Source organism: Pseudomonas sp. H3_E04 (assembly GCF_054668915.1).
Map to the genome: position 1 here is coordinate 5,706,707 of NZ_CP162797.1, position 22,134 is coordinate 5,728,840.

Below are 22,134 nucleotides of genomic sequence, written 5' to 3' on the forward strand. Positions count from 1 at the left end.
ATGAGTGTGGAGTTGACGATTCGATAATGCCAATTAAGCAGGTGTCCACGTTTTATGGAATGTGGACATTTGGTGATTTTAGCTTCCTGAAGAGTCAAGAAATTTACGAGCCTTGGCACAAAACCGCTGAATCCAGCGCAATACCCCTGTGGGAGCGAGCCTGCTCGCGAAGACGTAGTGTCAGTCGCCGAATCTGTAAACTGACCCACCGCATTCGCGAGCAGGCTCGCTCCCACAGGGATTTTGGTGGCTGCTGGAATGTAAAAAGCCCCCGCAACCTTGAAGTTGCGGGGGCTTTTTGTGGGGACGGCTCAGATCACTCTTCGGCGACCGAGTCCTTGCTCTGACGCTTCTCGATCAAGTCCACCAAACGCTTGGCCAGCGCTGGATAGTTCTCATCGAAGTGATGCCCGCCGGGCAGTTTCACCGCTTCACCGACTGCAGTCTTGTCCGTGCAGCCACTTTCATCGGTCTCTTCTTCACCGTAAATGCACACAACCTTCGCCGCTGGCAGCTTGGCCATTTCCGGGCCGGTGGCGGCTTCTTTGCCGGCGTTGCCCAGCCAGCCTTCGACTTCGATTTCGAAGCTGCCGGTGCGGGCGAAGGCGAGCAGGATGATTGCGTCTACACGTTGCTGCTCGTTCTCTGGCAGGCGATTGTAGATCGCTGGCAACACATCAGCACCGAACGAGTAACCGGTGAGGATGAAGCGCTTGGTGCCCCATTTCTGCCGGTAGTGCTGCATCAGTTCGGTGAGGTCGAGCGCGCTTTGTTCCGGGCTCTTGTGCTGCCAGTAGTAGCGCAGGGTGTCGATGCCGACCACCGGGTAGCCGATCTTGGCCATTTCCCCGGCCACGTCGCGGTCGAGATCGCGCCAGCCGCCGTCGCCGGAGAGAAACAGGGTCACGGTGTCATTGGCCTGGCCGGCCGGCACTTCCACGACCGGGATCGCCAGGCCGCCGTTGGCCTTGTCGCCGCCGACGAGGATCTTGCGCAGTTCGTTGTTCAGCACTTGCGGCAGGTTGATGTCGTAGTCGCTGATGCTGGTTTCGGCGTTCGGTTGATCGCGCACGAAACCTGCGCTGGCGTCGTCCGGGTTATCGTTCCACGCCACCAGCCAGTGGCCGTGGGCGGCGGATTTCGGCAGCAGGTGGGTGCAGCCGGGTTTTTCCAGAGCCAAGTCGACGGAGACCGCCTGGGCCTTGTCGTCCTTTTGTTCCGCCAGCCAGCGCCACGCCAGCACGGCGCCTGGGCCGATGCCGCTGACCAGAGTGGCCGGGCCGTTCAATTCGCGCAGGCCCGATTGCAGGGCGCGGCTTTGCAGCAGGCAGTCCTTGGGCAGAATCACCTGCACGATCTGCGCCGAAGCGCTACGGCTGAGGGTAGTCAGTTGTTTTTCGGAGAGCTTCTGCTCGTCGGTAACGGCGACCAGTACCTGCGCTTTCGGCTTGCTGCCCGGGATGACCCGGGTCATGGCGGCGCCATCGGCGGGTTTGAGCTGTTCGACGGTCGGTTCCGGTGCCGGACGTTTGAGGTACCAGTAACCGCCGCCGGCAATCACGGCCAGCACCAGCAGGGCGGCCAGGATGTACTTCAGGGAGCGTTGAATCATCAGCGTTTCACCAATCCAGTCAAGCCGCCCGCGATCAGGGCGGCAGTGTCGGCCAGCGCCACGAGCGGATCGAGTCCGGCGGGCACGGCCATATAACGGGGTTCCCAGTCAGGCTGGAACTTGTCTTTGAAACGGCGCAAGCCTTGGAAGTTGTACAGCTGCTCACCACGGCGGAAAACCATCGAGCCCAGGCGCTGGGTCAGCGGTGCGCCGCGCCGGGGTTGCAACCCCGACAACGGCACCATGCCCAGACTGAAGCGCGCGTATCCGTGACTCTTATAGTGTTGAATCAGGCCGACCATCATGAATTCCATGGTCAGCTTCGGCGCTTCCGGGTGCGCTCGCATCAGGTCGAGACTGGCCAGATCGTGGCTGTAGGTCTCGAGCAGATTGGCGAACGCCACCGGGCGGCCTTCGAAGCGAATCACCGCAATGCGGAAATGCTTCAGGTAATCGTCGCTGAAGCGACCGAGGGAGAAACCTTTCTCGCGCACGTTCTTGCCGGTCAGCCAGGCATCGGAAATCACCTTCAGCTCATCCATAGGCGCCTGCCCCGGCTCATGGATTTCCAGCGACAGGCCATCGCGGGTGCCACGGTTCCAGGTGTAGCGCAGATCCTTCATCTCCTTGCCCTTGGCTTCCAGATCGAAGCGCAGCAGATCGACCCGGGCTTCTTCGCCGAGCTTGATCGCGGTCAGGCCGATGTCCATGTAGTACGGCAGGTTCTCTGCACGCACTTGATAGAAAACCGGACGAGTGTGGTGGATGTCGCAGAGGTCGCGGAACTGCCAGATCATTTCTGCACGTTGCTGGCTCGGCCCGATCGGGTCATACAGCGCCACCAGACTGCGGCCACGACGGGCGTACATCAGGAACGCTTCGTCGTTGGGGTGAAACAGCAACGCCTTGTCACCGGTCAGCGCGAGACCGCCGTCGGGTTGCGACGAGGCCATGAGAATTTTTGCCGCGCGGTCGAGTTCGTCCGGCGTTGGCAAATGAATCACCGGACGCGCGGTGCGCAGCAGCCAGGTCAGCGAGATGATTACCAGCAACACTGCCGCACCGAGTAGCGAGCGCAGGCCGCGCGGCGCGTCAGCATCGAGTGTGAACTGCCACCACAATTGATGGCTGTAGGGCACGTCCTGATAGGCGAACAGCAGCAACCAGGCCGAAGCGCCCAGCACGCAGAGACTGGCGACCAGATAAAGCGGCGAAAACGGCAGTTCGGTCAGGCGGCTCGGGCGATAGAAGGAGCGGCGGAAGACGCCGAGCAGCGCGGCCGTCAACGTCATCAACGTGGCTTCTTCCCAGTCGAAGCCTTTGAGCAGCGAGAGCAGGGCGCCGACCAGCAGCAGAATGGTGGTCAGCATCCATGCCGCCGACAAACGACGGCGCAACCCTTGGGCGAGCAATAGGCAAAGCACGCCAATCAGGCTGGCGCCGAAGTGCGAGGCGTCGACCAGGCGATGCGGGATCAGAAAACCGATGTGCTCCAGGCGCGTGTCGATCTCCGGGGTCGCGCCGGAAAACAGCAGCACCACGCCAGACAGGAACACCAGCACCGCCAGCACCGGCGCGGCCAGACCGGAAGCGGCGCGCATGGTCTGGGATTGAAACAGGCGCTGGCCTTCGTTGATCAGCAGCAGTACGCACGCGACCAGCAGCGGCAACACCACGTAGATCAGGCGATACAGCAGCAGGGCAGCGGCCAGCGGCGCGGCGCCTAGCTTGTCGGCAAACGCGGCGAGCAGAATCGCTTCGAACACACCGACGCCGCCCGGCACATGGCTGAGTACACCGGCGGCGAGGGCCAGCAGGTACACCAGCAGGAACGGCGCAAACGGCGGCGCTTCCGGCAGCAACAAATACAGAACGGTGGCGGCAGCCGCGACGTCGAGGGCGGTGATCACCAATTGCAGGAAGGTCAGACGCCGACCCGGCAGGCGCAGGGTGCGCCGCCCGGCACGGACCAGCAGATTGTCGGGGTAGGGTTGTTCCGGCAGACGACGGCGATAGATGCCGATCGCCAGCACTGCACCGAGGATCAGTACGGCAGCGGCGACAGAGCCGAGCAAGGCTTCGGACAATCCCAAGGCTTGCGAGGCGGCGGGCAGGTTGCTCAAGGTCGCCAGCGCGGCCAGCGGTGGCAAAGCGCAGCCCAGCGAGAGGCTGGCGAACAAGGTCATGTGCGCGACTTCCGACGCACCGACGCCCAATCGCGCATATAAACGATAACGAACCGAGCCGCCGGACAGCAGCGACAGACCAATGGCATTGCCAATCGCAAATGCGGTGAAGCCGCCCAGGGCAAGCGTGCGCGGCGGCAGTTTCACGCCAGCGTAGCGGCTGGCCGACCATTCATAGCCGAGCAGAATAATGAAACCGACCACGGTCGCACCTATGGCGCCAAGCAGGGCGGGTTTCGGCACGTCGAGAATCGAGTCATGCAACGCGTCGAGATCAAGCTCGGCGAGCAGATGGCGGCAGGCAATCAGGGCAATGGCAAACAGCAGCAACGTGACGGCCAGACCGATCGGCTGACGGTATTTGCTTAACCGATCCAGCCAGCGCAAACGCTCGGGTTTGATCGGTTGTTCTGCTGTAACGGTGTCTTGTGGATCAGACGAGTTGGCGCGCATCAATCACCTCTTGGATTGTGCGCGACAGGATGGAGGTATCCAGCCAAGTTACCAATCCCTGTAGAAAAAAATAATCACAAAATACTACGCCTCTCGTCGGGCATCGGCGAGGGCAGTTCCTGGATTGCACAAACCCTGTCCGCGACTCAAGCATAGTCGCAAGTCAGTGGTTCTGATGATCCCCAGCGGTTCACTGCACAGTGACAGATCATTGTTGCGAAAGGACTTTTTCGACAGATACAAAAAAGGCCACTCTTTCGAGTAGCCTTTTTTGATGTTTGGTTGCGGGAGCCGGATTTGAACCGACGACCTTCGGGTTATGAGCCCGACGAGCTACCAGACTGCTCCATCCCGCGTCTGTGTGGCGGCATTCTACAGGCGAACGGCGAGGTGTCAACCGCTAATCCCGGAATGGGCCAAATAACTGCGCAATCGCGGCAAACGGTCGCAGGTGATGCGTAAGTTTCGGAAATCCAACGAATTGCCGTTTCGCTAGCGATTGAGCAGGGCGCCCGTTTGCAAAACAGACGCGCACAAAAAAGGCCACTCTTTCGAGTAGCCTTTTCTGATGTTTGGTTGCGGGAGCCGGATTTGAACCGACGACCTTCGGGTTATGAGCCCGACGAGCTACCAGACTGCTCCATCCCGCGTCTGTGTGGCGGCATTCTACAGAGGTTCGCGAGTGTGTCAACCGTCGATCTGGATAAATCTGTTGAGGTTCAAGCGCTTAGCGTCTTTTCCGGGCGGGCGACCGTCGCGCAGGGCAGGTGGTGCAAGGCTTTCAGCTCTATTGCCCGTTGATCTGTGATTGAAAAAATAAATTCATTGGAAATCTCCTACGGTCGGAAAAGAACATTCAACCACTGGTGCTATATACAGGTGTGAGTGAGATACTGCCGCTCCGGCTTGCCACGTTGTCTTTTTCCGACATGACCCAGCGAAAAATCATCCACATTGACTGTGACTGTTTCTACGCCGCCATCGAGATGCGCGATGATCCGCGTCTGGCCGGCAAGCCGTTGGCAGTGGGTGGTTCGGCGGATCGACGCGGAGTGATTGCTACCTGCAACTATGAAGCGCGCGCCTATGGTGTGCGCTCGGCGATGGCCTCCGGGCATGCGTTGAAGCTGTGCCCGGACCTGACCATCGTCAAGCCGCGCATGGAGGCTTATCGCGAAGCGTCGAAGGAAATTCATACGATCTTTGCCGACTACACCGACCTGATCGAGCCGCTGTCGCTGGACGAGGCCTACCTCGATGTGTCCGACAGCGCGCATTTCGGCGGCAGCGCCACGCGCATCGCCCAAGACATTCGTCGTCGGGTCTCCAACCAATTGCACATCACCGTTTCCGCAGGCGTTGCGCCAAACAAGTTTCTGGCGAAGATCGCCAGCGACTGGAAAAAACCCAACGGTTTGTTCGTGATCACCCCGGATCAGGTCGAGGAGTTCGTCAGTGGTCTGCCCGTGAGCAAGCTGCACGGCGTCGGCAAGGTCACCGCCGACAAGCTCGGCAAGCTTGGTATCGTTGACTGCCAGCACCTGCGCGAGTGGGGCAGGCTGGCGCTGGTGCGCGAATTCGGCAGTTTCGGCGAGCGCTTGTGGAATCTGGCCCGTGGAATCGATGAGCGGCTGGTGCACAACGACAGCCGGCGTCAGTCGATCAGTGTGGAAAATACCTACGACGTGGATCTGCCGGACTTGCGCAGTTGCCTCGACAAATTGCCCGAGCTGCTCGACACCCTGAAAACCCGCATGGCCCGAATCGACAGCAGTTATCGACCGGGCAAGCCGTTCGTCAAAGTGAAGTTTCATGATTTCACCCAGACCACGCTGGAACAGGCCGGGGCAGGGCGCGATTTGGGCAGTTATCAACTACTGCTGACGCAGGCGTTCAATCGCGGTGGCAAGCCGGTGCGGTTGTTGGGGGTGGGGGTGAGGCTGGAGGATTTGCGCGGCGGGTTTGAGCAGATGGAGTTGTTTGAGCGGTAGATTCGCGGCGCCTGGCAGGGCCTCTTCGCGAGCAGGGCTCGCTCCCACATTGGATCTGCGGCGTTCACAAATCCCTTGTGGGAGCGAGCCTGCTCCGGGCGGCGTTCCGACGAAGCTTTTAAGCGTTAATTCGGTCCCGGATCAGCCACCAGACGCCCGGCATCCTTGGCCAGAGACTTGAGAAACTCAGTCTGCAACTCAGGATCATTGCGGGTCAGTTCGATCAGGCTTTGCTCCAGTTCGCTGGCTTCTTCTTCCAGACCCAGTTCCGACAAGCGTTTGACCCGGTGTACCCACTGGCTCACTTCGTCATCTTCCAGATCGTCGTAAATCAGCCCGTGCGCCTCAATCAACTTACCGCGCAGGTGGCCGCTGAGCATTAGCGTCGAGTCGGTATGTACGTCGTCCTTGGCGTCTTCGACACTGATCTGCAAGCGGCCAACATGGTTGAGGTCATGTTCGGCGAAAGGGCTGTCGAGCAGGTTCAAGCGCAACACGCCGTTGCGATCGGTGGTCATGTCAAAGGTCTGCTTGCCGGCCTTGACCTGCACCGGCCGCTCGCTCCATGGCAGGCTCGAATACTCCGTGCGCTTGTCGCGCTGGACTTCGTCGATGCCCGCAAGGTTCTGCTGCGCGCGACCGTTGGACTGCACGTTCATGAACGGGTTGAGCCCGGCGAAACCGTAGCTCAGCCAATCCCTGGTGACGCTGTCCGGCAGGTTGCCGAGGGCGAACACGTTGACCACGTTGGCACCGACACCACCGACCACGGCCACCGCACCCAGCGGAATCTCATAGACTTCGCGCCAGGGTTGATAAGGCGTGTAGCGGTCGTAACGACGGGTGACCTCAAACTCGGTGACTTCGAAAGTCTTCTGCTCGTTGATCTTTACACGTCGCTGCGGCAGCTCGAGCACCTTGGGCTCGCCGACATCGATCTGCAGGCTGTGATCGAGCAACTTTCGCTCGACCCGCTCTTCGTGCTCGCTGCGTTGCGACATGTGATTGGCGCAGCCGCTGACCAGCAGGGCGCCGCACAGGGCGGCGCCACCGAGGCCTAAGGTGTTTCGCTTGAACATGACGTCTCTATCTGGTTTCAGCGGCGGATACGGGCCTGAAGGAAGGACACAACATCGGCCACCGGCAGTGCTTGCGCCTCTGCTTCGGAACGACTCTTGTATTCCAGGTTGCCTTCGGCGAGGCCGCGGTCGCTGACTACGATCCGGTGTGGAATGCCGATCAGCTCCATGTCCGCGAACTTGATGCCCGGGCTGGTTTTCTTGTCGCGATCGTCCAGCAGGACTTCGAAGCCGGCGGCCGTGAGGTCGGCGTACAGCTTGTCGGTGGCTTCGCGCACCTGCTCGGTTTCATAGCGCAGCGGTACCAGCGCGATCTGGAATGGCGCCAGCGTGTCGCTCCAGATGATGCCGTTGGCGTCGTTGTTCTGCTCGATGGCAGCAGCCACCACGCGCGATACGCCGATGCCGTAGCAACCCATTTCCAGGGTCACCGGCTTGCCGTTCTCGCCCAGCACTTCGCACTTCATCGCCTTGCTGTACTTGTTGCCCAGCTGGAAAATGTGGCCGACTTCGATGCCGCGCTTGATCTCCAGCGTGCCTTTGCCGTCCGGGCTTGGGTCGCCGGCGACCACATTGCGCAGGTCGGCAACGGTTGGAACCGGCAGGTCGCGCTCCCAGTTCACGCCGAAGTAGTGCTTGTCGTCGATGTTCGCGCCGATGCCGAAGTCGCTCATCATCGCGACCGAGCGGTCGATGATGATTGGCAGTGGCAGATTCAGCGGGCCGAGCGAGCCGGCGCCGGCGCCAATCGCGTCACGCAGTTCGGCATCGGAGGCCATGACCAGCGGGCTGGCCACGCCAGGCTGGTTGGCAGCCTTGATTTCGTTCAGCTCGTGGTCGCCACGAATCACCAGCGCGATCAGCTTGCCTTCTTCTTCGGCATGGACGATCAGGGTCTTGATAGTCTTTTCAATCGGCAGATTGAATTTTTCCACCAGCGCCGCGATGGTTTTCGTGTCCGGTGTGTCGACCAGACGCAGCTCTTCGGTTGGCGCAGGGCGCGAGGTTTCCCGTGGCACCGCTTCGGCTTTTTCAATGTTTGCCGCGTAGTCGGAACCGTTGCTGAAGACGATATCGTCTTCGCCGGACTCGGCCAGCACGTGGAATTCGTGGGAACCTGCACCACCGATCGAACCGTTGTCAGCTTCTACCGGGCGGAACTTCAGGCCCAGACGCGTGAACACGTTGCAGTACGCCTCGTGCATGCGGTCATAGGTGACCTGCAGCGACGCCTGATCGGCGTGGAAGGAGTAGGCGTCCTTCATGATGAATTCGCGGCCGCGCATCAAGCCGAAGCGTGGGCGGATTTCGTCACGGAATTTGGTCTGGATCTGGTACAGGTTGATTGGCAGCTGCTTGTAGCTGCTCAACTCGTTGCGCATCAGATCGGTGATCACTTCTTCGTGGGTCGGGCCCGCGCAGAAGTCACGACCGTGGCGGTCTTTGATGCGCAGCAACTCAGGGCCGTATTCTTCCCAGCGCCCCGATTCCTGCCACAGCTCGGCCGGTTGGGTGCTCGGCATCAACACTTCCAGAGAACCGGCAGCGTTCATCTCTTCGCGAACGATGGCTTCGACCTTGCGCATGACTCGCAGGCCCATCGGCAGCCAGGTGTAGAGGCCCGAGGCAAGCTTGCGGATCATGCCGGCGCGCAGCATCAACTGGTGGCTGATCACGACCGCGTCGGAAGGCGTTTCTTTCTGTGTGGCGAGCAAAAATTGACTGGTGCGCATGGTTGGCCGTTGTCGGTTGCTATGACTGGAAATGACGGAGCAGTGTACCGGCGAGTTTTGCTGCCGTACAGAAGTGTGGCCGGCACAGAGGTCGAGTGGCGGGATTCCTCCCGCCACTGGCGAAGCGTCCTACGATTCTTCGGTGACCGGCGTCGGTGCAGGCTCGGGCGTTGGTGTCGGCCCTTCGCGGCGGCGCTCCTGAAACCAGTGCAGTGCAATCAGCAGCAGCGTCGGCACGCCGAGCAGGGCGGTGATGAGGAAGAAGCTGTGATAGCCGAATTTCTCCACCAGCACGCCGGAGTAGCCACCCATCAAACGCGGCAGCAGCAACATGATCGAGCTGAGCAGGGCATATTGCGTAGCGGAAAACTTCAGGTTGGTCAGGCTCGACAGGTAGGCAACGAACGCCGATGTCGCCAGGCCCGAGCTGAAGTTGTCGAGGGAAATGGTCACCACCAGCATCTGCAGGTTCGGGCCCATGTCCGCGAGCATGACGAACAGCAGGTTGGTCGCCGCCGAAGCCACGCCACCGATAAACAGGATCGGCAGAATGCCGAAGCGCACGATCAACAGCCCGCCCATGCCGGCGCCGACGAGAGTCATGATCAGGCCGAAGATTTTGCTGACACTGGCGATCTGATCCTTGGTGAAACCCTGGTCGATATAGAACACGTTGGCCATGACGCCCATTACCGTGTCGGACATGCGATAGGTGGCGATCAGGCCCAGCAGCAACAGCGCCTGCCAGCGATAACGCAGAATGAAGTCGTTGACCGGCGTCAGCACCGGTGCCAGTCCGCGCCGGCCCATGGCCGACAGACACATCCCGGTGAGAAGGGTATAGAGAATGGCGCGCAGGAAGGCGCGGTCTTCCAGCAGCAGATCGAGCGGGCTCATGTCGCCGAACAGCACACCAGCGAAATCGGTGTTGTACAACTGGGTAAACATCGCCGGTACGGAGACCAGCAATATGATCAGCACGAACACCGACATCAATTGATGCATGAACGTATAGCGCCCGGCCTGCAGCTGCGTGCGCAGCGGCACGGGCGGCTCACGCATGAACAGCGTGGTCAGCAGCGCGGGCACCATCAATGCGCCGAACAGCACATAGGTGCCGGTCCACGCTGCGTGTTTATAGTTGAAGCCGGTGGAGCCGAACCCCTCGGCGAAGAACAGCGCGCCGGCGGTGGCGAGCAGGGCGGCAACGCGGTAACCGGACATGTAGCTGGCGGCGAGGGCGGCCTGGCGGCTGTCATCGGCGATTTCCAGGCGATAGGCGTCGACCGCGATATCTTGGGTGGCGGAGGCAAAGGCGACGACGACGGCGATAGCGATCAGCCAGGACAAATGCTTCTGCGGATCACAGAAACCCATGCCGATCAGGCCTAGAATCACCAGTGCCTGAGACAGCACCAGCCAGGAACGGCGGCGGCCGAGCTTGCCCAGCAAGGGCAGGCGCCATTGGTCGAGCAGCGGTGACCAGACCCATTTGAACGCATACGCCAGGCCGATCAGGCTGGCATAGCCAATAGTTTCACGGGCCACGCCCGCTTCACGCAGCCATACGGAGAGCGTCGAGAACACCAGCATGTACGGCAGGCCGGCGGCAAAACCGAGCAACAACAGCACGAGCGTCGAAGGACTGGCATAGGCGGCGAGCGCGGCGCGCCAGGTTTTACGGGGCATGGGCTGAAGTCTGCCTCAAAATTGCGAAAACAAAGCGCGCACTCTAACCGCTGTGCTCTACCGGACGCCAGCCATGGCGCCGAATATCCACACGATTGTTCTGGACGGTGATGCCTTCCATGCGCAATCGCGCACGTTGCTCATCACCGGAGGGGCTGCCGACCGGCAGGCTGATGCGCCCGCCGGCGCCGAGAACACGGTGCCAGGGCAGCCTGGTGTCGCCGGGCAACTGGCTCAAGGTCCGTCCGACCCAGCGCGCGGCGCGGCCCAGTCCGGCGAGTTCGGCCAACTGTCCATAACTGACGACTTTGCCTTCGGGCACTTGCGCGAGCGTCGAGTAGAGTGCCGTGCGTCGGATTTGCGCATCGTTTTCGACGCTGTCGAGCGGGTCTTTCACGTACGCGGCTCCTGAGCATTGGCGTGACGATGGCGACAAGGGTAAACGCTCGCGGTCCAGTTGAGAAATGAACTCAATTGAAATAGTCCGGTCAGTCCTTGTCATGGGCAAAATCCTACGGATAATGCCGACCCTTTTTCGCCAACTCTGAGCCCCCGATCTGCTTATGTTCCCCAGAACCCTGTTGTGCCTTGCTGTTTTCAGCGCGTCCACGCCCCTGCTTGCCGACACCGTCTGGTTGAAAAACGGCGACAAGCTGAGCGGCACCATCACGGTATTCGACGGCGGCAAGCTGTTGATCCAGACCAAATACGCCGGTGCGGTGGCGATTGACTGGAAAGAGGTCAAGACCCTCGACAGCGATCAGCACCTGCTAGTGAAGCAGGACGCCTACGCTGGCGAAGTGTCGAAGTCGCTCACGGCGGCCGACGATGGCAAGGTCACCCTGGCCAATGGCGAGGCGCCGAAGACGGTCGAGCTGGCGAGCATTCAGCAGATCCTCAAGCCCAAGCCGATCGTCACCGACCTGGTATGGAAGGGCAACGTCGATCTGGCCCTGGATTATCAGCGCGCCGAAAAGGACACTGACGATTACGACGTTGGCTTCAAGACCTCGGCTCGCCATGGTCGCTGGCGCCATACCGCCGAGGGCGAGTACAACCGCGAAGTGCAGGATGCGGAAACCACCACCAACAACTGGCGCGCCGAATACTCCCTCGACCGCTTCCTCACCGATCAGTGGTTCTGGCAGGGGCGCATCAACTACAAGCGTGATCACATTGAAGAGCTGGCGCGTCAGCGCGTGGTCGGTACCGGTCCGGGCTACCAGTTCTGGGATGACGAACTGGGCGCGTTCTCGCTGGGTTCGTTGCTCAACCGCACCGATTACGAATATCGCGATGGCAGCAAGGACAACTTCTATTCCGTCGCGATGAAGTGGGACTACAACCGCTACCTGATCGGCAAGAAGGTCGAGTTCTTCACCAATGGCGAAGTCGGCAAGCCGCTCTCGGGCGTTGCCGATTACGCACTGGATGCCGAGCTGGGCCTGCGCTACAAGGTCACCGACTGGGCGTCGCTCAACCTCAAGGCCGAGCGCGACATCATCAGTGGCACCAACGATGCGGATCTGAGCAAGACCCGTTATACCGCTGGGTTTGGCGTGGCCTGGTAAACACCTGCGCTAGAAAGGAGAAAGCCCCGTGATTGCGGGGCTTTTCATTGTCAGCTTTCTGCTTTGGTCTTGCTGACGGGAATCGAAACACATTCTCCCTGCCTGACGCCCATCTGGTATTGGCATTGGTAGCTCAGGCTGCCGTCTTTCCTGAAGAAGCGCATCGGTCCATGCTCGGCACCATCGATATAATCGGTAAATGAAGCCATCTCACCGTTTTCGTGCCATGTCGTGGATGATCCGTGAAGGTTGCCGTCTTTGTATTTTCGATGTTCTTTAAGCTGGCCGGTCGCGTACCACTGTTTGAAGTCGCCCTGTTGGCGATGTTTTTCATCCCACTGCCACTGCAAGGTTTGCCTGCCTTGCTCATTCCATTGCTCATAGCTTCGTTGCACACCGTCCCTGTAAAACTGTTTCTCTTTGACTGTCCCGTCGATGAAGTAAGTGGTTAGCCAGCCATCTGGCTTGCCGTCGACATTGGTGCGGGAGGTCTCAACGGCTCCATTATCAAAATAATGATTATTTGGCCCTTGGGATTTGCCGTTGATGAAAACGGTTTCGTACCTGATCTGTCCATTCGAGTGGTATCCAAGGGCAGGGCCGTGGAGAACGTCATTTCGATAACTGCTGCGCCCGATCAGCGTCCCGTCCTCGTCATATTCCAAATACTCGCCATCTACATGCTTGCCCAGATGCCAATTGTAGGACTCAGCGATTTTGCCATTTTCGTGATAGATAAATTGCCAACCCTCGAGATGGTTGTTGAGGTAGTTTTCACGCTTGATGACGACCCCTTGTTCGGAATATGTCTGCGCCTCGCCCTGACGCAGGCCATTAGCATCATTCTGGTAGGTCCGGCGGGGTTTTCCGTTTCGATAGTAAGCTTTGTATGTCAGAACGGGTTTCGCTGAAGCGAAGTCTTCTCTGTCGACGTAATGCTCGCTGCGTAGACTTCGCGTGTCCCGGTAAAAAATTTGTGCTTGCCACGCCTGTTTTTTTTCGTCATAGGACATTGGCATTTTCAGGTAGTACAACGCCAGGCCTTCGCCGATCGGCTTGAGGTGCTCGTCCAGATAAAGCTTGTCGTCTGCCAGAGGGTTCGTCAGGTCTGCGCACTCCTCAGGAGTGCAGGGGCGTACCTTTTCGAAGAAGGCGCGTTTTCGCTCGCAAGCGGAGAGCGTCAGAATCAGGGGGATTTTTTGGTCGATCAAGTCTTGGACTTCGCCGATCGCTCGTCGAAATGATTCGTTCGGAATGCCCAATGATTCTGGCGTCAAATAGACCTCGTTGCTCCCGCAGGCGTGAGGAGTCGAGAGCGTCAGGAGCGCTGCGCCTCTGAGTTGCATCGAAGAGTGGCCATTGACTTCTGGTCCTTTCGCCAGATATGTCGCACGAGGGTTCATGTCGAGAATCACCGTCGGATGATCAGATTTGGTCTCTGCATTCAGAGGGGGGGCGAACGCCAACAGCAACGCGTTGAATGTGTTCCAAGAGATGAATTGCATCCTGCTTCTTCCATGTGATTCCAGGGCGCGGATCATATAGAGCGGAGGCAAAAAGAGGGGCAAACAAAATATACAGACACAAAAAAGCCCCGCTTTTAAGGGCGGGGCTCTTTTCTAAAGAAGCTACAAGTTAGATAACTTGTACTTCTTCAGCTTGCATGCCTTTCTGACCGCGGGTAGCGATGAAAGAAACCTGTTGGCCTTCTTTCAGGCTTTTGAAGCCGTCGGATTGGATAGCTTTGAAGTGAACGAACAGGTCGTCACCGGATTGTGGAGTGATGAAGCCGAAGCCTTTTTCATCGTTGAACCACTTAACGGTACCGGTTTGGCGATTAGACATGGTGTAACTCCTTGAACAAAGATAACTGCGACTCAGGAAGAACCCTGGCCGAGACTGAGTGCAAAGAGCAGGAAAAATTCTTGTAGATGGTTGGATCGAAATTCAACATATCGTGTAGAGATTCTCAGTGACACAAGCAACACAGTGACGCCACCTTAACCCTTTTTCCGGAACGTGCCAATGTTTCTTGCAAAGGATTCTGTGTTTTAGGGATCGGCGGTGCGACGGTTCGTCGCCACATCGCGTAAATACGGGGTGTTCGCCGAGATTTGCGTTGCGCACTTTGAACGAGACGACGCGCCCGGTAAGATGCCGGACAGAATTTTTCCACCTCGCTATTCAGGACAAACCCGCCATGAGCATCAAATCGGACAAGTGGATTCGCCGCATGGCGCAGGAACACGGGATGATCGAACCGTTCGTCGAGCGCCAGATGCGCGGCAGCGATGACAGTCGGGTGATTTCCTACGGCGTGTCGAGCTACGGCTACGACGTGCGTTGCACCAACCACTTCAAAGTGTTCACCAACATCAACTCCGCCATTGTCGACCCGAAGAACTTCGACGCCGGCAGCTTCGTCGACATCCACAGCGACGTCTGCATCATTCCGCCGAACTCTTTCGCCCTGGCCAGCACCGTCGAGTACTTCCGCATTCCGCGCAACGTGCTGACCATCTGCCTGGGTAAAAGCACCTACGCGCGCTGCGGCATCATCGTCAACGTCACTCCGCTTGAGCCTGAGTGGGAAGGTCACGTGACGCTGGAGTTCTCCAACACCACCAACCTGCCGGCGAAAATCTACGCCAACGAAGGCGTGGCGCAGATGCTCTTCCTTGAATCCGATGAGGAATGTGAAGTTTCCTACAAGGATCGTGGCGGCAAATATCAGGGCCAACGTGGCGTGACCTTGCCGCGTACCTGATCGACCATCCGACGGATGTCGGGAATTCTTTGGCGGGCAGACACTCTATGGGGTGTACTGCCCGTTTTTGTTACACACAAATCCGGGCCTTCACTGAGGAGTGCCCTATGAAGATCGACCCGCGAATCAGCGCTGAACTGGCAAGGCTTGAGCCCAATCAGATAGGCGTTCTGGCTTGGTCGTTATTGGCGAATCCGTCTTTGAGCCTGTCCGGCGTGCCCGGCCAGCCCGATCCCGATACTCCCAACGAACAACCGACCGAACCAGGCGAACCGACGCTGCCGGACGAACCTCCTCCGGCTCCTGTGGCCTGATCCACTGTGATGAATATGGCCCGTCAGCCTGATCGATTTGCGATCTAGTTGACGGGCCATATTTCGTTGTCGCCGATCACGAAGACTCGGCAACTGTCGTCGCGCTCGACCTGATAGCCGCCGGTAAACGCACCGAACGCCGGCATCAGGCTGATGCGCTCACCCAACCTGAAGCAGGCCAGGCGCAAGCTCTGCCGACCTTTGCCGTGCAATCGATAAACCGGATGCACGTGGCCGGCGAGCACGTGCCGCTCGGGATGCGGATCGGGCTCATGCTGCAGGGCGAACGGTCCGAGTAACAGCGGTTCTGGCACCACGCGAATATTCAGCGAGGCTGGTGGGTCGCCTGCGCGTTTGTCGTGGTTGCCGCGAATCAGCGTCATCGGCAGGTCAGCGTGCCGTGCTCGCCACTCTGCCAGCGCATTCAGTGTGGTCGGGACATGTGAACCAGGCCCATGCAGAAAATCCCCGAGGAAGATCAACTGGCGACAAGGTAGCCGCGCCAGCAACGCGTCGATCACCTCAATGTTGCTCGCGGTCGTGCCATGCGGCACCGGCTGGCCGAGGCTGCGATAGGCCGCTGCCTTACCGAAATGCACATCGGCGATCAGCAATGCTTCCTGCGCTGGCCAATACAGCGCTTTCTCCGGCAGCAACCACAATTCTTCGCCGGCCAAGCGCACCGGGTACGCACTCACGACGATTTTCCGTTATCAGCGGTTTTTTCCAGGTCACCGACCATTCTTCTGATCCTGTCAGCCAGTTTTTCCGAACTCATGCTCTCCCGCATCCGCTCTACCAGCAGCGGAAAGCCCAGTGGTGTAGGACGTTTAACTTGATGCACGTCCAGTTTCATCCGGTTGATCCGCTCCAAAGTCTGCTCCAAACGACGAATATCCAGTTCTTCGCGTAGGACTTCTTCCCCAGCCTGGACCAGCAGCAGGTTGTCCGCGTCGTATTGTTTGAATACCTGGAAGAACAAACCGCTCGACGCCTGCACCTGGCGGGTGCTTTTCGGTGCGCCTGGATATCCGGCGAACACCAGCCCGGCGATCCGCGCGATTTCGCGGAAGCGGCGCAGCGCCAGTTCACCGGCATTGAGGCTGGCCAGCACGTCCAGCAACAGGTCATCGCCGTTGAACAGGTGCGCGTCGAGATGCGTAGTCCAATCCACCGGTGTGGCGCTGAGCAGTTCCAGGCCGTAATCGTTGACCGCGATCGAGAAGGTCACGGGCTGGCGCTGACTGACGCGCCACGCCAACAGGCTGGCCAGTCCCAGATGCACTTGTCGTCCGGCGAATGGATAAAGGAAAAGGTGCCAGCCTTCGCGGGATTTCAGTACCTCGGCCAGCAGATTTTCCGTGGTGGGCAAGCCGGACCAGCGTATCTGCGTCTCCAGCAGGGGCCGCAACGCGTGCATTTCCGGGCCTTTGAATTGACCTTGAGCAGCGGCGCTGAAGCGTGCAACCACCGCTTCGGCCAGTTCGTTGGATAACGGCATGCGTCCGCCATTCCAGCGCGGTACAGCGGCTTTTTTCGCCGTGCTGCGTTTGACGTAGGCGGTCATGTTTTCCACCCGCACCAACTCGAGCAAGCGGCCGGCGAAGAGGAAGCCATCGCCGGGTTTCAGTCGGGCGATAAAGCCTTCCTCGACGCTGCCCAGCTGTTTGCCGCCGCCGCCCTTGCTCCAGAATTTCAGGTTGATGCTCGCGTCGCTGACGATGGTGCCGATGCTCATGCGATGGCGCCGCGCCAGACGCGCATCCGGCACACGCCAGACGCCGTGTTCGTCCGGCTCGACCCGGCGGTAATCCGGATACGCTGTAAGAGACATCCCGCCATGGCGTACGAACGTCAGCGCCCAGGCCCAGTCTGCCGCTGTCAGGTCACGATAAGCCCAGGCGCCACGGACTTCTTCGTACAAGTCTTCAGGAATAAAGCCACCGCCAAGGGCCATGCTGACCAAATGCTGGACCAGCACGTCCAGCGGCTTGTGCGGCGACAGGCGCGGCTCGATGCGCCGTTGCTCGACGGCGTCGCGTGCGGCGACCGCCTCGATCAGTTCCAGGCTGTGGGTCGGCACCAGCGTTACCCGCGAGGTGCGCCCAGGTGCGTGGCCGGAGCGCCCGGCACGTTGCATCAAGCGCGCGACGCCTTTCGCCGAGCCGATCTGCAGCACGCGCTCGACCGGCAAGAAGTCCACGCCCAGATCCAGGCTCGAGGTGCACACAACCGCTTTCAATTGGCCATTCTTCAACGCCTGCTCGACCCAGTCGCGGGTGTCCCGGGACAGTGAGCTGTGGTGCAACGCAATCAGCCCGGCCCAGTCCGGCCGCGCTTCCAGCAGCGCCTGATACCAGATCTCTGATTGCGCACGGGTGTTGGTAAACACCAGGCTGCTGGCGCAGGCATCGAGTTCGGCCACCACCTGCGGCAGCATCTTCAGACCGATGTGGCCGGCCCAGGGAAAACGCTCGATGGCCGGTGGGAGCAGGGTGTCGACTTGCAGGGTTTTTTCGCTTTTGCCCTGAACACTGACGCCGCCGCCCTGTGGGATCAGCACTTGCTCGGCGTGAGATTGATTACCAAGGGTAGCGGAAACGCCCCAAACGATCAGTTCCGGCTGCCAATGCCGCAGGCGAGCGAGCGCCAGTTGCAGTTGCACGCCGCGTTTGTTGCCGAGCAACTCGTGCCATTCATCGACGACGATCATGCGCAGGGTCGACAACGCCGTGCGCGCATCGGCGCGGGCGAGCAACAGAGTCAGGCTTTCCGGGGTGGTAATCAGCGTCGTCGGCAAGCGCCGGCCCTGACGAGCGCGTTCGCTGCTGCTGGTGTCGCCGGTGCGCAGGCCGATGCTCCACGGGATCTGTAAATCATCCACCGGGCTTTGCAGCGCGCGGGCGGTATCGGCGGCGAGGGCCCGCATCGGCGTGATCCACAGCACCGTCAGCGGTTCGGCCGGCGGTTTGCGTTTGCGCGGCGTGGCCACGGGAGTTTGCAAGCGGGCGAAGCGGTTAAGTGCAGCAAACCACACCGCATAGGTTTTGCCGGCGCCAGTGCTGGCGTGGAGCAACCCGGATTCGCCGTTTTTCACCGCCGCCCATACCTGTTTCTGAAAGGCGAACGGCTTCCAGTCGCGGGCGCTGAACCAGGTTTTTGCAAAGTCGGGGGATTTCGCCATGCCGGCTGCGTGCGCTCTGGAGGTGTTGTTTCAGAGACCACAGCAACAGACCAAAGGTTTAAAACAACGCGATTCCCTTGTAGGAGCTGACGAGTGAAACGAGGCTGCGATCTTTTGATCCTTGAAGCAGAGTCAAAAGATCGCAGCCTTCGGCAGCTCCTACAGGGGAATTGTGTACGGCGTTATTTAAGATTGCCGCTCAGGAATTGCTTCAGGCGTTCGCTTTTCGGGTTGCCCAGCACGTCTTCCGGCGCACCTTCTTCTTCCACCAGACCCTGATGCAGAAACAGCACCTGATTCGACACCTTGCGCGCAAAACTCATTTCGTGGGTGACCATGATCATCGTCCGGCCTTCCTCGGCCAGGCCCTGAATCACTTTCAGCACTTCGCCGACCAGTTCCGGGTCGAGTGCCGAGGTCGGTTCGTCGAACAGCATCACTTCCGGCTCCATCGCCAGTGCCCGGGCGATCGCCACGCGCTGTTGCTGGCCGCCGGAGAGAAACGCCGGGTATTGCTCGGCGACCCGCGCCGGCAAGCCGACTTTGTCCAGATAACGTCGGGCGCGATCCTCGGCTTCCTGTTTGCTGCAACCCAGCACCCGGCGCGGGGCCATGGTGATGTTTTCCAGCACGGTCATGTGGCTCCACAGGTTGAAATGCTGGAACACCATCGCCAGCCGCGTGCGCAGGCGTTGCAGTTCATCGGCGTCGGCGACGTGCATGCCGTGGCGGTCGGTGACCATGCGGATCGCCTGGCCATCGAGGCTCATGGCGCCGTCATTCGGTTGTTCGAGAAAATTGATGCAACGCAAAAAGGTGCTTTTGCCCGAGCCGCTGGCGCCGATCAGGCTGATCACGTCGCCGGTTTTGGCCTTGAGCGAAACGCCTTTGAGCACCTGATGATCGCCATAGCTTTTGTGCAGGCCTTCAACGGTCAGTTTGTACATGGACGAGCATCCTCAAGGCGAAAGTAGGTAGCCGCTGCGATAGGCCTGGGCGCCCGCGACGTGGGCGATGACCATGCCGGCAGTGGCCATGCGCCGCAGCGAGCGCGCATACAGCAGGCCGGCGGCGGTGCAATGAATGGGGGTGACCTTGTCGTGGACCGGGTCGATGATTTCGGCGATCTGCTGGCCGGCTTCCAGGTATTGGCCGGGTGTGGCGCAGTACACCAGCAGGCCGCCGACTGGCGTGGTCACCGGTTCGACCCCGGCCAGTGGCGTGGCCGGGTACGGCAGTGGCGGTTGCGGCTTGGTCTCGCCGACGATGGCGTCGAACTGGATCAGATAATCGATCAGCGCCTGACAATCGCGGCTGGCCAATGGGTGATTGACGTCGCCCTGGCCGCGCAATTCGACGGTCACCGAAAAGCTGCCCAGCGGAATCTCGAACTGCTCGCCGAAGCGCTCGCGCAATTGCCACCAGAGCAGGGTGAAGCACTCGTCAAACGACTGCCCGCCGGAATCGGTAGCAAGCAGGCTGGCCTGCGCTTCCATGTAGCGCGCCAAGGGCTCGACCTGTGGCCACGCCTCGGGCGTGGTGTACAGGTGCACTACCGACTCGAAGTCACAGTGCAAATCCAGCACCATGTCGGCATCGCAGGCCAGGCGTTGCAGGGTCAAACGCTGGGATTGCAGTTGCGTGGTCGGCGTCTGACGGTCGAGGGCGTTGCGCAGGCTGGCGCGGATCAGTTCGAGGTTGTGCTGCGCATCGTCGCTCAACTGGCCTTCGATGGCGTTGCCGATTTCTTCGCTGAGGTCGACGAACCAGCGGTTGAAGTTCTGCCCACTCTCGAGGTCGTAACGGCCCAGCGGCACATCCATCAGCACTTGTTCGAGACCGACCGGGTTGGCCACCGGCACAAGGACGATTTCGCTGCGCAGGCGGCCGGCGGCTTCCAGCTCGGCCAGACGCTGTTTCAGGTGCCAGGCGACCAGCATGCCCGGCAGTTCGTCGGCGTGCAGCGACGCCTGAATGTAAACCTTGCCCTTGGCCTGCTGTGGGCCGAAGTGGAAGCTGTGAATCTGCCGTGCGGTCCCCGGCAGCGGGGCCAGCAAGTCATGGATCTGGTGGCGCATTGTTATCTCTTTATTTTCAAGCCGGTGCTAGTGAGTCGGCCCGAGGAAGGCCAGCCAGCGGCGTTCGGCGAGGCGGAACAGGCCGACCAGCGCAAACGTAATGGTCAGATAAATCAGCGCGGCGATACCGAATGACTGGAAGGTCAGGAAGGTTGCCGAGTTGGCATCCCGCGCGACTTTCAGAATATCGGGAATGGTCGCGGTGAACGCCACGGTCGTCGAGTGCAGCATCAGGATCACTTCGTTGCTGTAGTAAGGCAACGAACGGCGCAGTGCCGACGGCATGATCACGTAGGCGTACAACTTCCAGCCGGTCAGGCCATAAGCCTTGGCCGCTTCGACTTCGCCGTGGTTCATGCTGCGAATCGCCCCGGCGAAAATCTCCGTGGTGTACGCGCAGGTGTTCAGCGCGAAGGCGAGGATCGTGCAGTTCATCGCATCGCGAAAGAAACTGTCGAGGATCGGCTGTTCGCGCACGGCGGCGAGGCTGTAGATGCCGGTGTAGCAGATCAGCAACTGGATATACAGCGGCGTGCCTCGGAACAGATAGGTGTAGAACTGCACCGGCCAGCGGACATAGAAGTGCGACGAGACGCGGGCAATCGACAACGGAATCGAGACGGCGAAGCCGATGCAGATCGAGGCAGTCAGCAGCCACATCGTCATCGCCAGCCCGGTGATGTTCTGGCCGTCGGTATAAAGGAAGGCGCGCCAATATTCCTGGAGAAGTTCGATCATCGTACGGCCTCCCGGGCACCGGCGGCGTAGCGGCGTTCGAGCCAGCGCAGGATGAAGTTCGAAGCACTGGTGATCAGCAGATAGATCAAGGCGGCGAGGACCAGAAAATAGAACAGTTGATAGGTGCTTTTACCGGCGTCCTGCGCTGCCTTGACCAGATCGGCGAGGCCAATGATCGATACCAGCGCCGTGGCCTTGAGCATGACCATCCAGTTGTTGCCGATGCCTGGGAGGGCAAAACGCATCATTTGCGGAAACACCACAAAGCGAAAGCGCTGGCCGCGTTTGAGGCCATAGGCGGTGGCGGCTTCGACCTGACCACGCGGCACCGCGAGGATCGCGCCACGGAAGGTCTCGGTGAAATACGCGCCATAAATGAAGCCCAGCGTCAGCACGCCGGCGCTGAACGGGTCAATTTCGATGTATTCCCATTCCATGTAGTCGGTCAGCGACGTCAGCCAGGTTTGCAGGCTGTAGAAGATCAACAGCATCAGCACCAGATCCGGCACGCCGCGAATCAGCGTGGTGTAGAGCTGCGCGGGCAGGCGCACCAGTTTGACTTTCGACAGTTTGGCACTGGCGCCGAGCAGGCCGAGCAACACGGCCACCAGCAGCGACATCGCCGATAATTTGATGGTCATCCAGGTGCCTTGCAGCAGCAACGGGCCGAAGCCCTGCAGACTGAACGAGGCCAACCCCAGATTTTGCAGGAGGGTTTCAAACATAAATCAGCAACCTG

18 protein-coding genes and 2 tRNA genes are annotated in these 22,134 nt (G+C 59.9%); 4 read left to right on the plus strand and 16 right to left on the minus strand.

Translation table 11 applies throughout. The annotated features are described in order from the left end of the window. Window positions 1-316: 316 nt before the first annotated feature. The 4 genes from AB4N53_RS25615 to AB4N53_RS25630 form a co-directional block, all read right to left on the minus strand. The gene (locus AB4N53_RS25615) at window positions 317-1,612 is read right to left on the minus strand and encodes a virulence factor family protein (protein WP_460124593.1); all 1,296 of its coding nucleotides are present in this window, start codon (window positions 1,610-1,612) and stop codon (window positions 317-319) included. Further along, window positions 1,612-4,251: a bifunctional lysylphosphatidylglycerol flippase/synthetase MprF gene (mprF, locus tag AB4N53_RS25620; protein ID WP_460124596.1), complete on the minus strand. Its 2,640-nt coding sequence runs from the start codon at window positions 4,249-4,251 to the stop codon at window positions 1,612-1,614. Before mprF ends, AB4N53_RS25615 begins: the two co-directional genes overlap by 1 nt. A gap of 279 nt (window positions 4,252-4,530) precedes the next feature. Beyond that, window positions 4,531-4,607: transfer RNA gene (locus tag AB4N53_RS25625), tRNA-Met, on the minus strand. Window positions 4,608-4,824: 217 nt separating this feature from the next. Continuing rightward, window positions 4,825-4,901: transfer RNA gene (locus AB4N53_RS25630), tRNA-Met, on the minus strand. 279 nt (window positions 4,902-5,180) lie between these two features. On the opposite strand from AB4N53_RS25630, the gene dinB reads away from it, so the two are divergent. After that, window positions 5,181-6,242 carry a DNA polymerase IV gene (gene dinB, locus AB4N53_RS25635; RefSeq protein ID WP_460124599.1) on the plus strand — a complete coding sequence of 354 codons (1,062 nt, stop codon included), beginning with the start codon at window positions 5,181-5,183 and terminating at the stop codon, window positions 6,240-6,242. Window positions 6,243-6,367: 125 nt separating this feature from the next. Here dinB and AB4N53_RS25640 read toward each other — a convergent pair whose 3' ends face one another. The 4 genes from AB4N53_RS25640 to AB4N53_RS25655 form a co-directional block, all read right to left on the minus strand. After that, window positions 6,368-7,321 carry a hypothetical protein gene (locus AB4N53_RS25640; RefSeq protein ID WP_206420954.1) on the minus strand — a complete coding sequence of 318 codons (954 nt, stop codon included), beginning with the start codon at window positions 7,319-7,321 and terminating at the stop codon, window positions 6,368-6,370. Between the two features lie 17 nt (window positions 7,322-7,338). Next, window positions 7,339-9,054 carry a proline--tRNA ligase gene (locus AB4N53_RS25645; RefSeq protein WP_460124602.1) on the minus strand — a complete coding sequence of 572 codons (1,716 nt, stop codon included), beginning with the start codon at window positions 9,052-9,054 and terminating at the stop codon, window positions 7,339-7,341. A gap of 129 nt (window positions 9,055-9,183) precedes the next feature. Next, window positions 9,184-10,743 carry an AmpG family muropeptide MFS transporter gene (locus tag AB4N53_RS25650; RefSeq protein WP_310406819.1) on the minus strand — a complete coding sequence of 520 codons (1,560 nt, stop codon included), beginning with the start codon at window positions 10,741-10,743 and terminating at the stop codon, window positions 9,184-9,186. Between the two features lie 43 nt (window positions 10,744-10,786). Then, a complete protein-coding gene (locus AB4N53_RS25655) occupies window positions 10,787-11,140 on the minus strand; it encodes an MGMT family protein (protein ID WP_071174585.1) in 354 nt (117 codons plus the stop codon). Window positions 11,141-11,306: 166 nt separating this feature from the next. Between AB4N53_RS25655 and AB4N53_RS25660 the strand changes: the two genes are divergently transcribed. Next, a complete protein-coding gene (locus AB4N53_RS25660) occupies window positions 11,307-12,314 on the plus strand; it encodes a DUF481 domain-containing protein (protein ID WP_460124607.1) in 1,008 nt (335 codons plus the stop codon). 50 nt (window positions 12,315-12,364) lie between these two features. On the opposite strand, the gene AB4N53_RS25665 is transcribed toward AB4N53_RS25660, so the two are convergent. After that, entirely contained in the window at window positions 12,365-13,819 is a 1,455-nt protein-coding gene (locus AB4N53_RS25665) for a toxin-antitoxin system YwqK family antitoxin (RefSeq protein WP_460138996.1), read from the minus strand. A gap of 130 nt (window positions 13,820-13,949) precedes the next feature. Beyond that, window positions 13,950-14,159 carry a cold-shock protein gene (locus AB4N53_RS25670; protein ID WP_002554837.1) on the minus strand — a complete coding sequence of 70 codons (210 nt, stop codon included), beginning with the start codon at window positions 14,157-14,159 and terminating at the stop codon, window positions 13,950-13,952. A gap of 355 nt (window positions 14,160-14,514) precedes the next feature. On the opposite strand from AB4N53_RS25670, the gene dcd reads away from it, so the two are divergent. Together dcd and AB4N53_RS25680 are read left to right on the plus strand one after the other, a co-directional pair. Further along, window positions 14,515-15,081, plus strand: a complete 567-nt coding sequence (gene dcd, locus AB4N53_RS25675; RefSeq protein WP_007940589.1) for a dCTP deaminase — start codon at window positions 14,515-14,517, stop codon at window positions 15,079-15,081. Window positions 15,082-15,188: 107 nt separating this feature from the next. Then, window positions 15,189-15,395 (plus strand): hypothetical protein, encoded by a 207-nt coding sequence (locus tag AB4N53_RS25680; RefSeq protein WP_039762600.1) that lies wholly within the window; start codon window positions 15,189-15,191, stop codon window positions 15,393-15,395. A 44-nt stretch (window positions 15,396-15,439) separates the two neighbouring features. On the opposite strand, the gene pdeM is transcribed toward AB4N53_RS25680, so the two are convergent. The 6 genes from pdeM to AB4N53_RS25710 form a co-directional block, all read right to left on the minus strand. After that, window positions 15,440-16,093, minus strand: a complete 654-nt coding sequence (gene pdeM, locus AB4N53_RS25685; protein WP_460124615.1) for a ligase-associated DNA damage response endonuclease PdeM — start codon at window positions 16,091-16,093, stop codon at window positions 15,440-15,442. Beyond that, window positions 16,090-18,579 (minus strand): ligase-associated DNA damage response DEXH box helicase, encoded by a 2,490-nt coding sequence (locus AB4N53_RS25690; RefSeq protein WP_460124618.1) that lies wholly within the window; start codon window positions 18,577-18,579, stop codon window positions 16,090-16,092. Before AB4N53_RS25690 ends, pdeM begins: the two co-directional genes overlap by 4 nt. Before the next feature lie 182 nt (window positions 18,580-18,761). Then, on the minus strand, window positions 18,762-19,526 hold the full coding sequence (locus AB4N53_RS25695) for an ABC transporter ATP-binding protein (RefSeq protein ID WP_460124621.1): 765 nt from the start codon (window positions 19,524-19,526) through the stop codon (window positions 18,762-18,764). Between the two features lie 12 nt (window positions 19,527-19,538). After that, the gene (locus tag AB4N53_RS25700) at window positions 19,539-20,657 is read right to left on the minus strand and encodes a succinylglutamate desuccinylase/aspartoacylase family protein (protein ID WP_460124624.1); all 1,119 of its coding nucleotides are present in this window, start codon (window positions 20,655-20,657) and stop codon (window positions 19,539-19,541) included. Window positions 20,658-20,684: 27 nt separating this feature from the next. Beyond that, on the minus strand, window positions 20,685-21,395 hold the full coding sequence (locus tag AB4N53_RS25705; protein WP_460124627.1) for an ABC transporter permease: 711 nt from the start codon (window positions 21,393-21,395) through the stop codon (window positions 20,685-20,687). Then, window positions 21,392-22,120 (minus strand): ABC transporter permease, encoded by a 729-nt coding sequence (locus AB4N53_RS25710; RefSeq protein WP_016771383.1) that lies wholly within the window; start codon window positions 22,118-22,120, stop codon window positions 21,392-21,394. The genes AB4N53_RS25705 and AB4N53_RS25710 overlap by 4 nt, the downstream gene beginning before the upstream one ends. Window positions 22,121-22,134 lie beyond the last annotated feature (14 nt).

What these genes read in the sequence shown, in the direction of transcription:
- AB4N53_RS25615 (WP_460124593.1), bottom strand. Translation starts at nt 1,612, where the DNA reads ATGATTCAACGCTCCCTGAAGTACATCCTGGCCGCCCTGCTGGTGCTG.
- mprF (WP_460124596.1), bottom strand. Translation starts at nt 4,251, where the DNA reads ATGCGCGCCAACTCGTCTGATCCACAAGACACCGTTACAGCAGAACAA.
- dinB (WP_460124599.1), top strand. Translation starts at nt 5,181, where the DNA reads ATGACCCAGCGAAAAATCATCCACATTGACTGTGACTGTTTCTACGCC.
- AB4N53_RS25640 (WP_206420954.1), bottom strand. Translation starts at nt 7,321, where the DNA reads ATGTTCAAGCGAAACACCTTAGGCCTCGGTGGCGCCGCCCTGTGCGGC.
- AB4N53_RS25645 (WP_460124602.1), bottom strand. Translation starts at nt 9,054, where the DNA reads ATGCGCACCAGTCAATTTTTGCTCGCCACACAGAAAGAAACGCCTTCC.
- AB4N53_RS25650 (WP_310406819.1), bottom strand. Translation starts at nt 10,743, where the DNA reads ATGCCCCGTAAAACCTGGCGCGCCGCGCTCGCCGCCTATGCCAGTCCT.
- AB4N53_RS25660 (WP_460124607.1), top strand. Translation starts at nt 11,307, where the DNA reads ATGTTCCCCAGAACCCTGTTGTGCCTTGCTGTTTTCAGCGCGTCCACG.
- AB4N53_RS25665 (WP_460138996.1), bottom strand. Translation starts at nt 13,819, where the DNA reads ATGCAATTCATCTCTTGGAACACATTCAACGCGTTGCTGTTGGCGTTC.
- AB4N53_RS25670 (WP_002554837.1), bottom strand. Translation starts at nt 14,159, where the DNA reads ATGTCTAATCGCCAAACCGGTACCGTTAAGTGGTTCAACGATGAAAAA.
- dcd (WP_007940589.1), top strand. Translation starts at nt 14,515, where the DNA reads ATGAGCATCAAATCGGACAAGTGGATTCGCCGCATGGCGCAGGAACAC.
- AB4N53_RS25680 (WP_039762600.1), top strand. Translation starts at nt 15,189, where the DNA reads ATGAAGATCGACCCGCGAATCAGCGCTGAACTGGCAAGGCTTGAGCCC.
- AB4N53_RS25690 (WP_460124618.1), bottom strand. Translation starts at nt 18,579, where the DNA reads ATGGCGAAATCCCCCGACTTTGCAAAAACCTGGTTCAGCGCCCGCGAC.
- AB4N53_RS25695 (WP_460124621.1), bottom strand. Translation starts at nt 19,526, where the DNA reads ATGTACAAACTGACCGTTGAAGGCCTGCACAAAAGCTATGGCGATCAT.
- AB4N53_RS25700 (WP_460124624.1), bottom strand. Translation starts at nt 20,657, where the DNA reads ATGCGCCACCAGATCCATGACTTGCTGGCCCCGCTGCCGGGGACCGCA.
- AB4N53_RS25705 (WP_460124627.1), bottom strand. Translation starts at nt 21,395, where the DNA reads ATGATCGAACTTCTCCAGGAATATTGGCGCGCCTTCCTTTATACCGAC.
- AB4N53_RS25710 (WP_016771383.1), bottom strand. Translation starts at nt 22,120, where the DNA reads ATGTTTGAAACCCTCCTGCAAAATCTGGGGTTGGCCTCGTTCAGTCTG.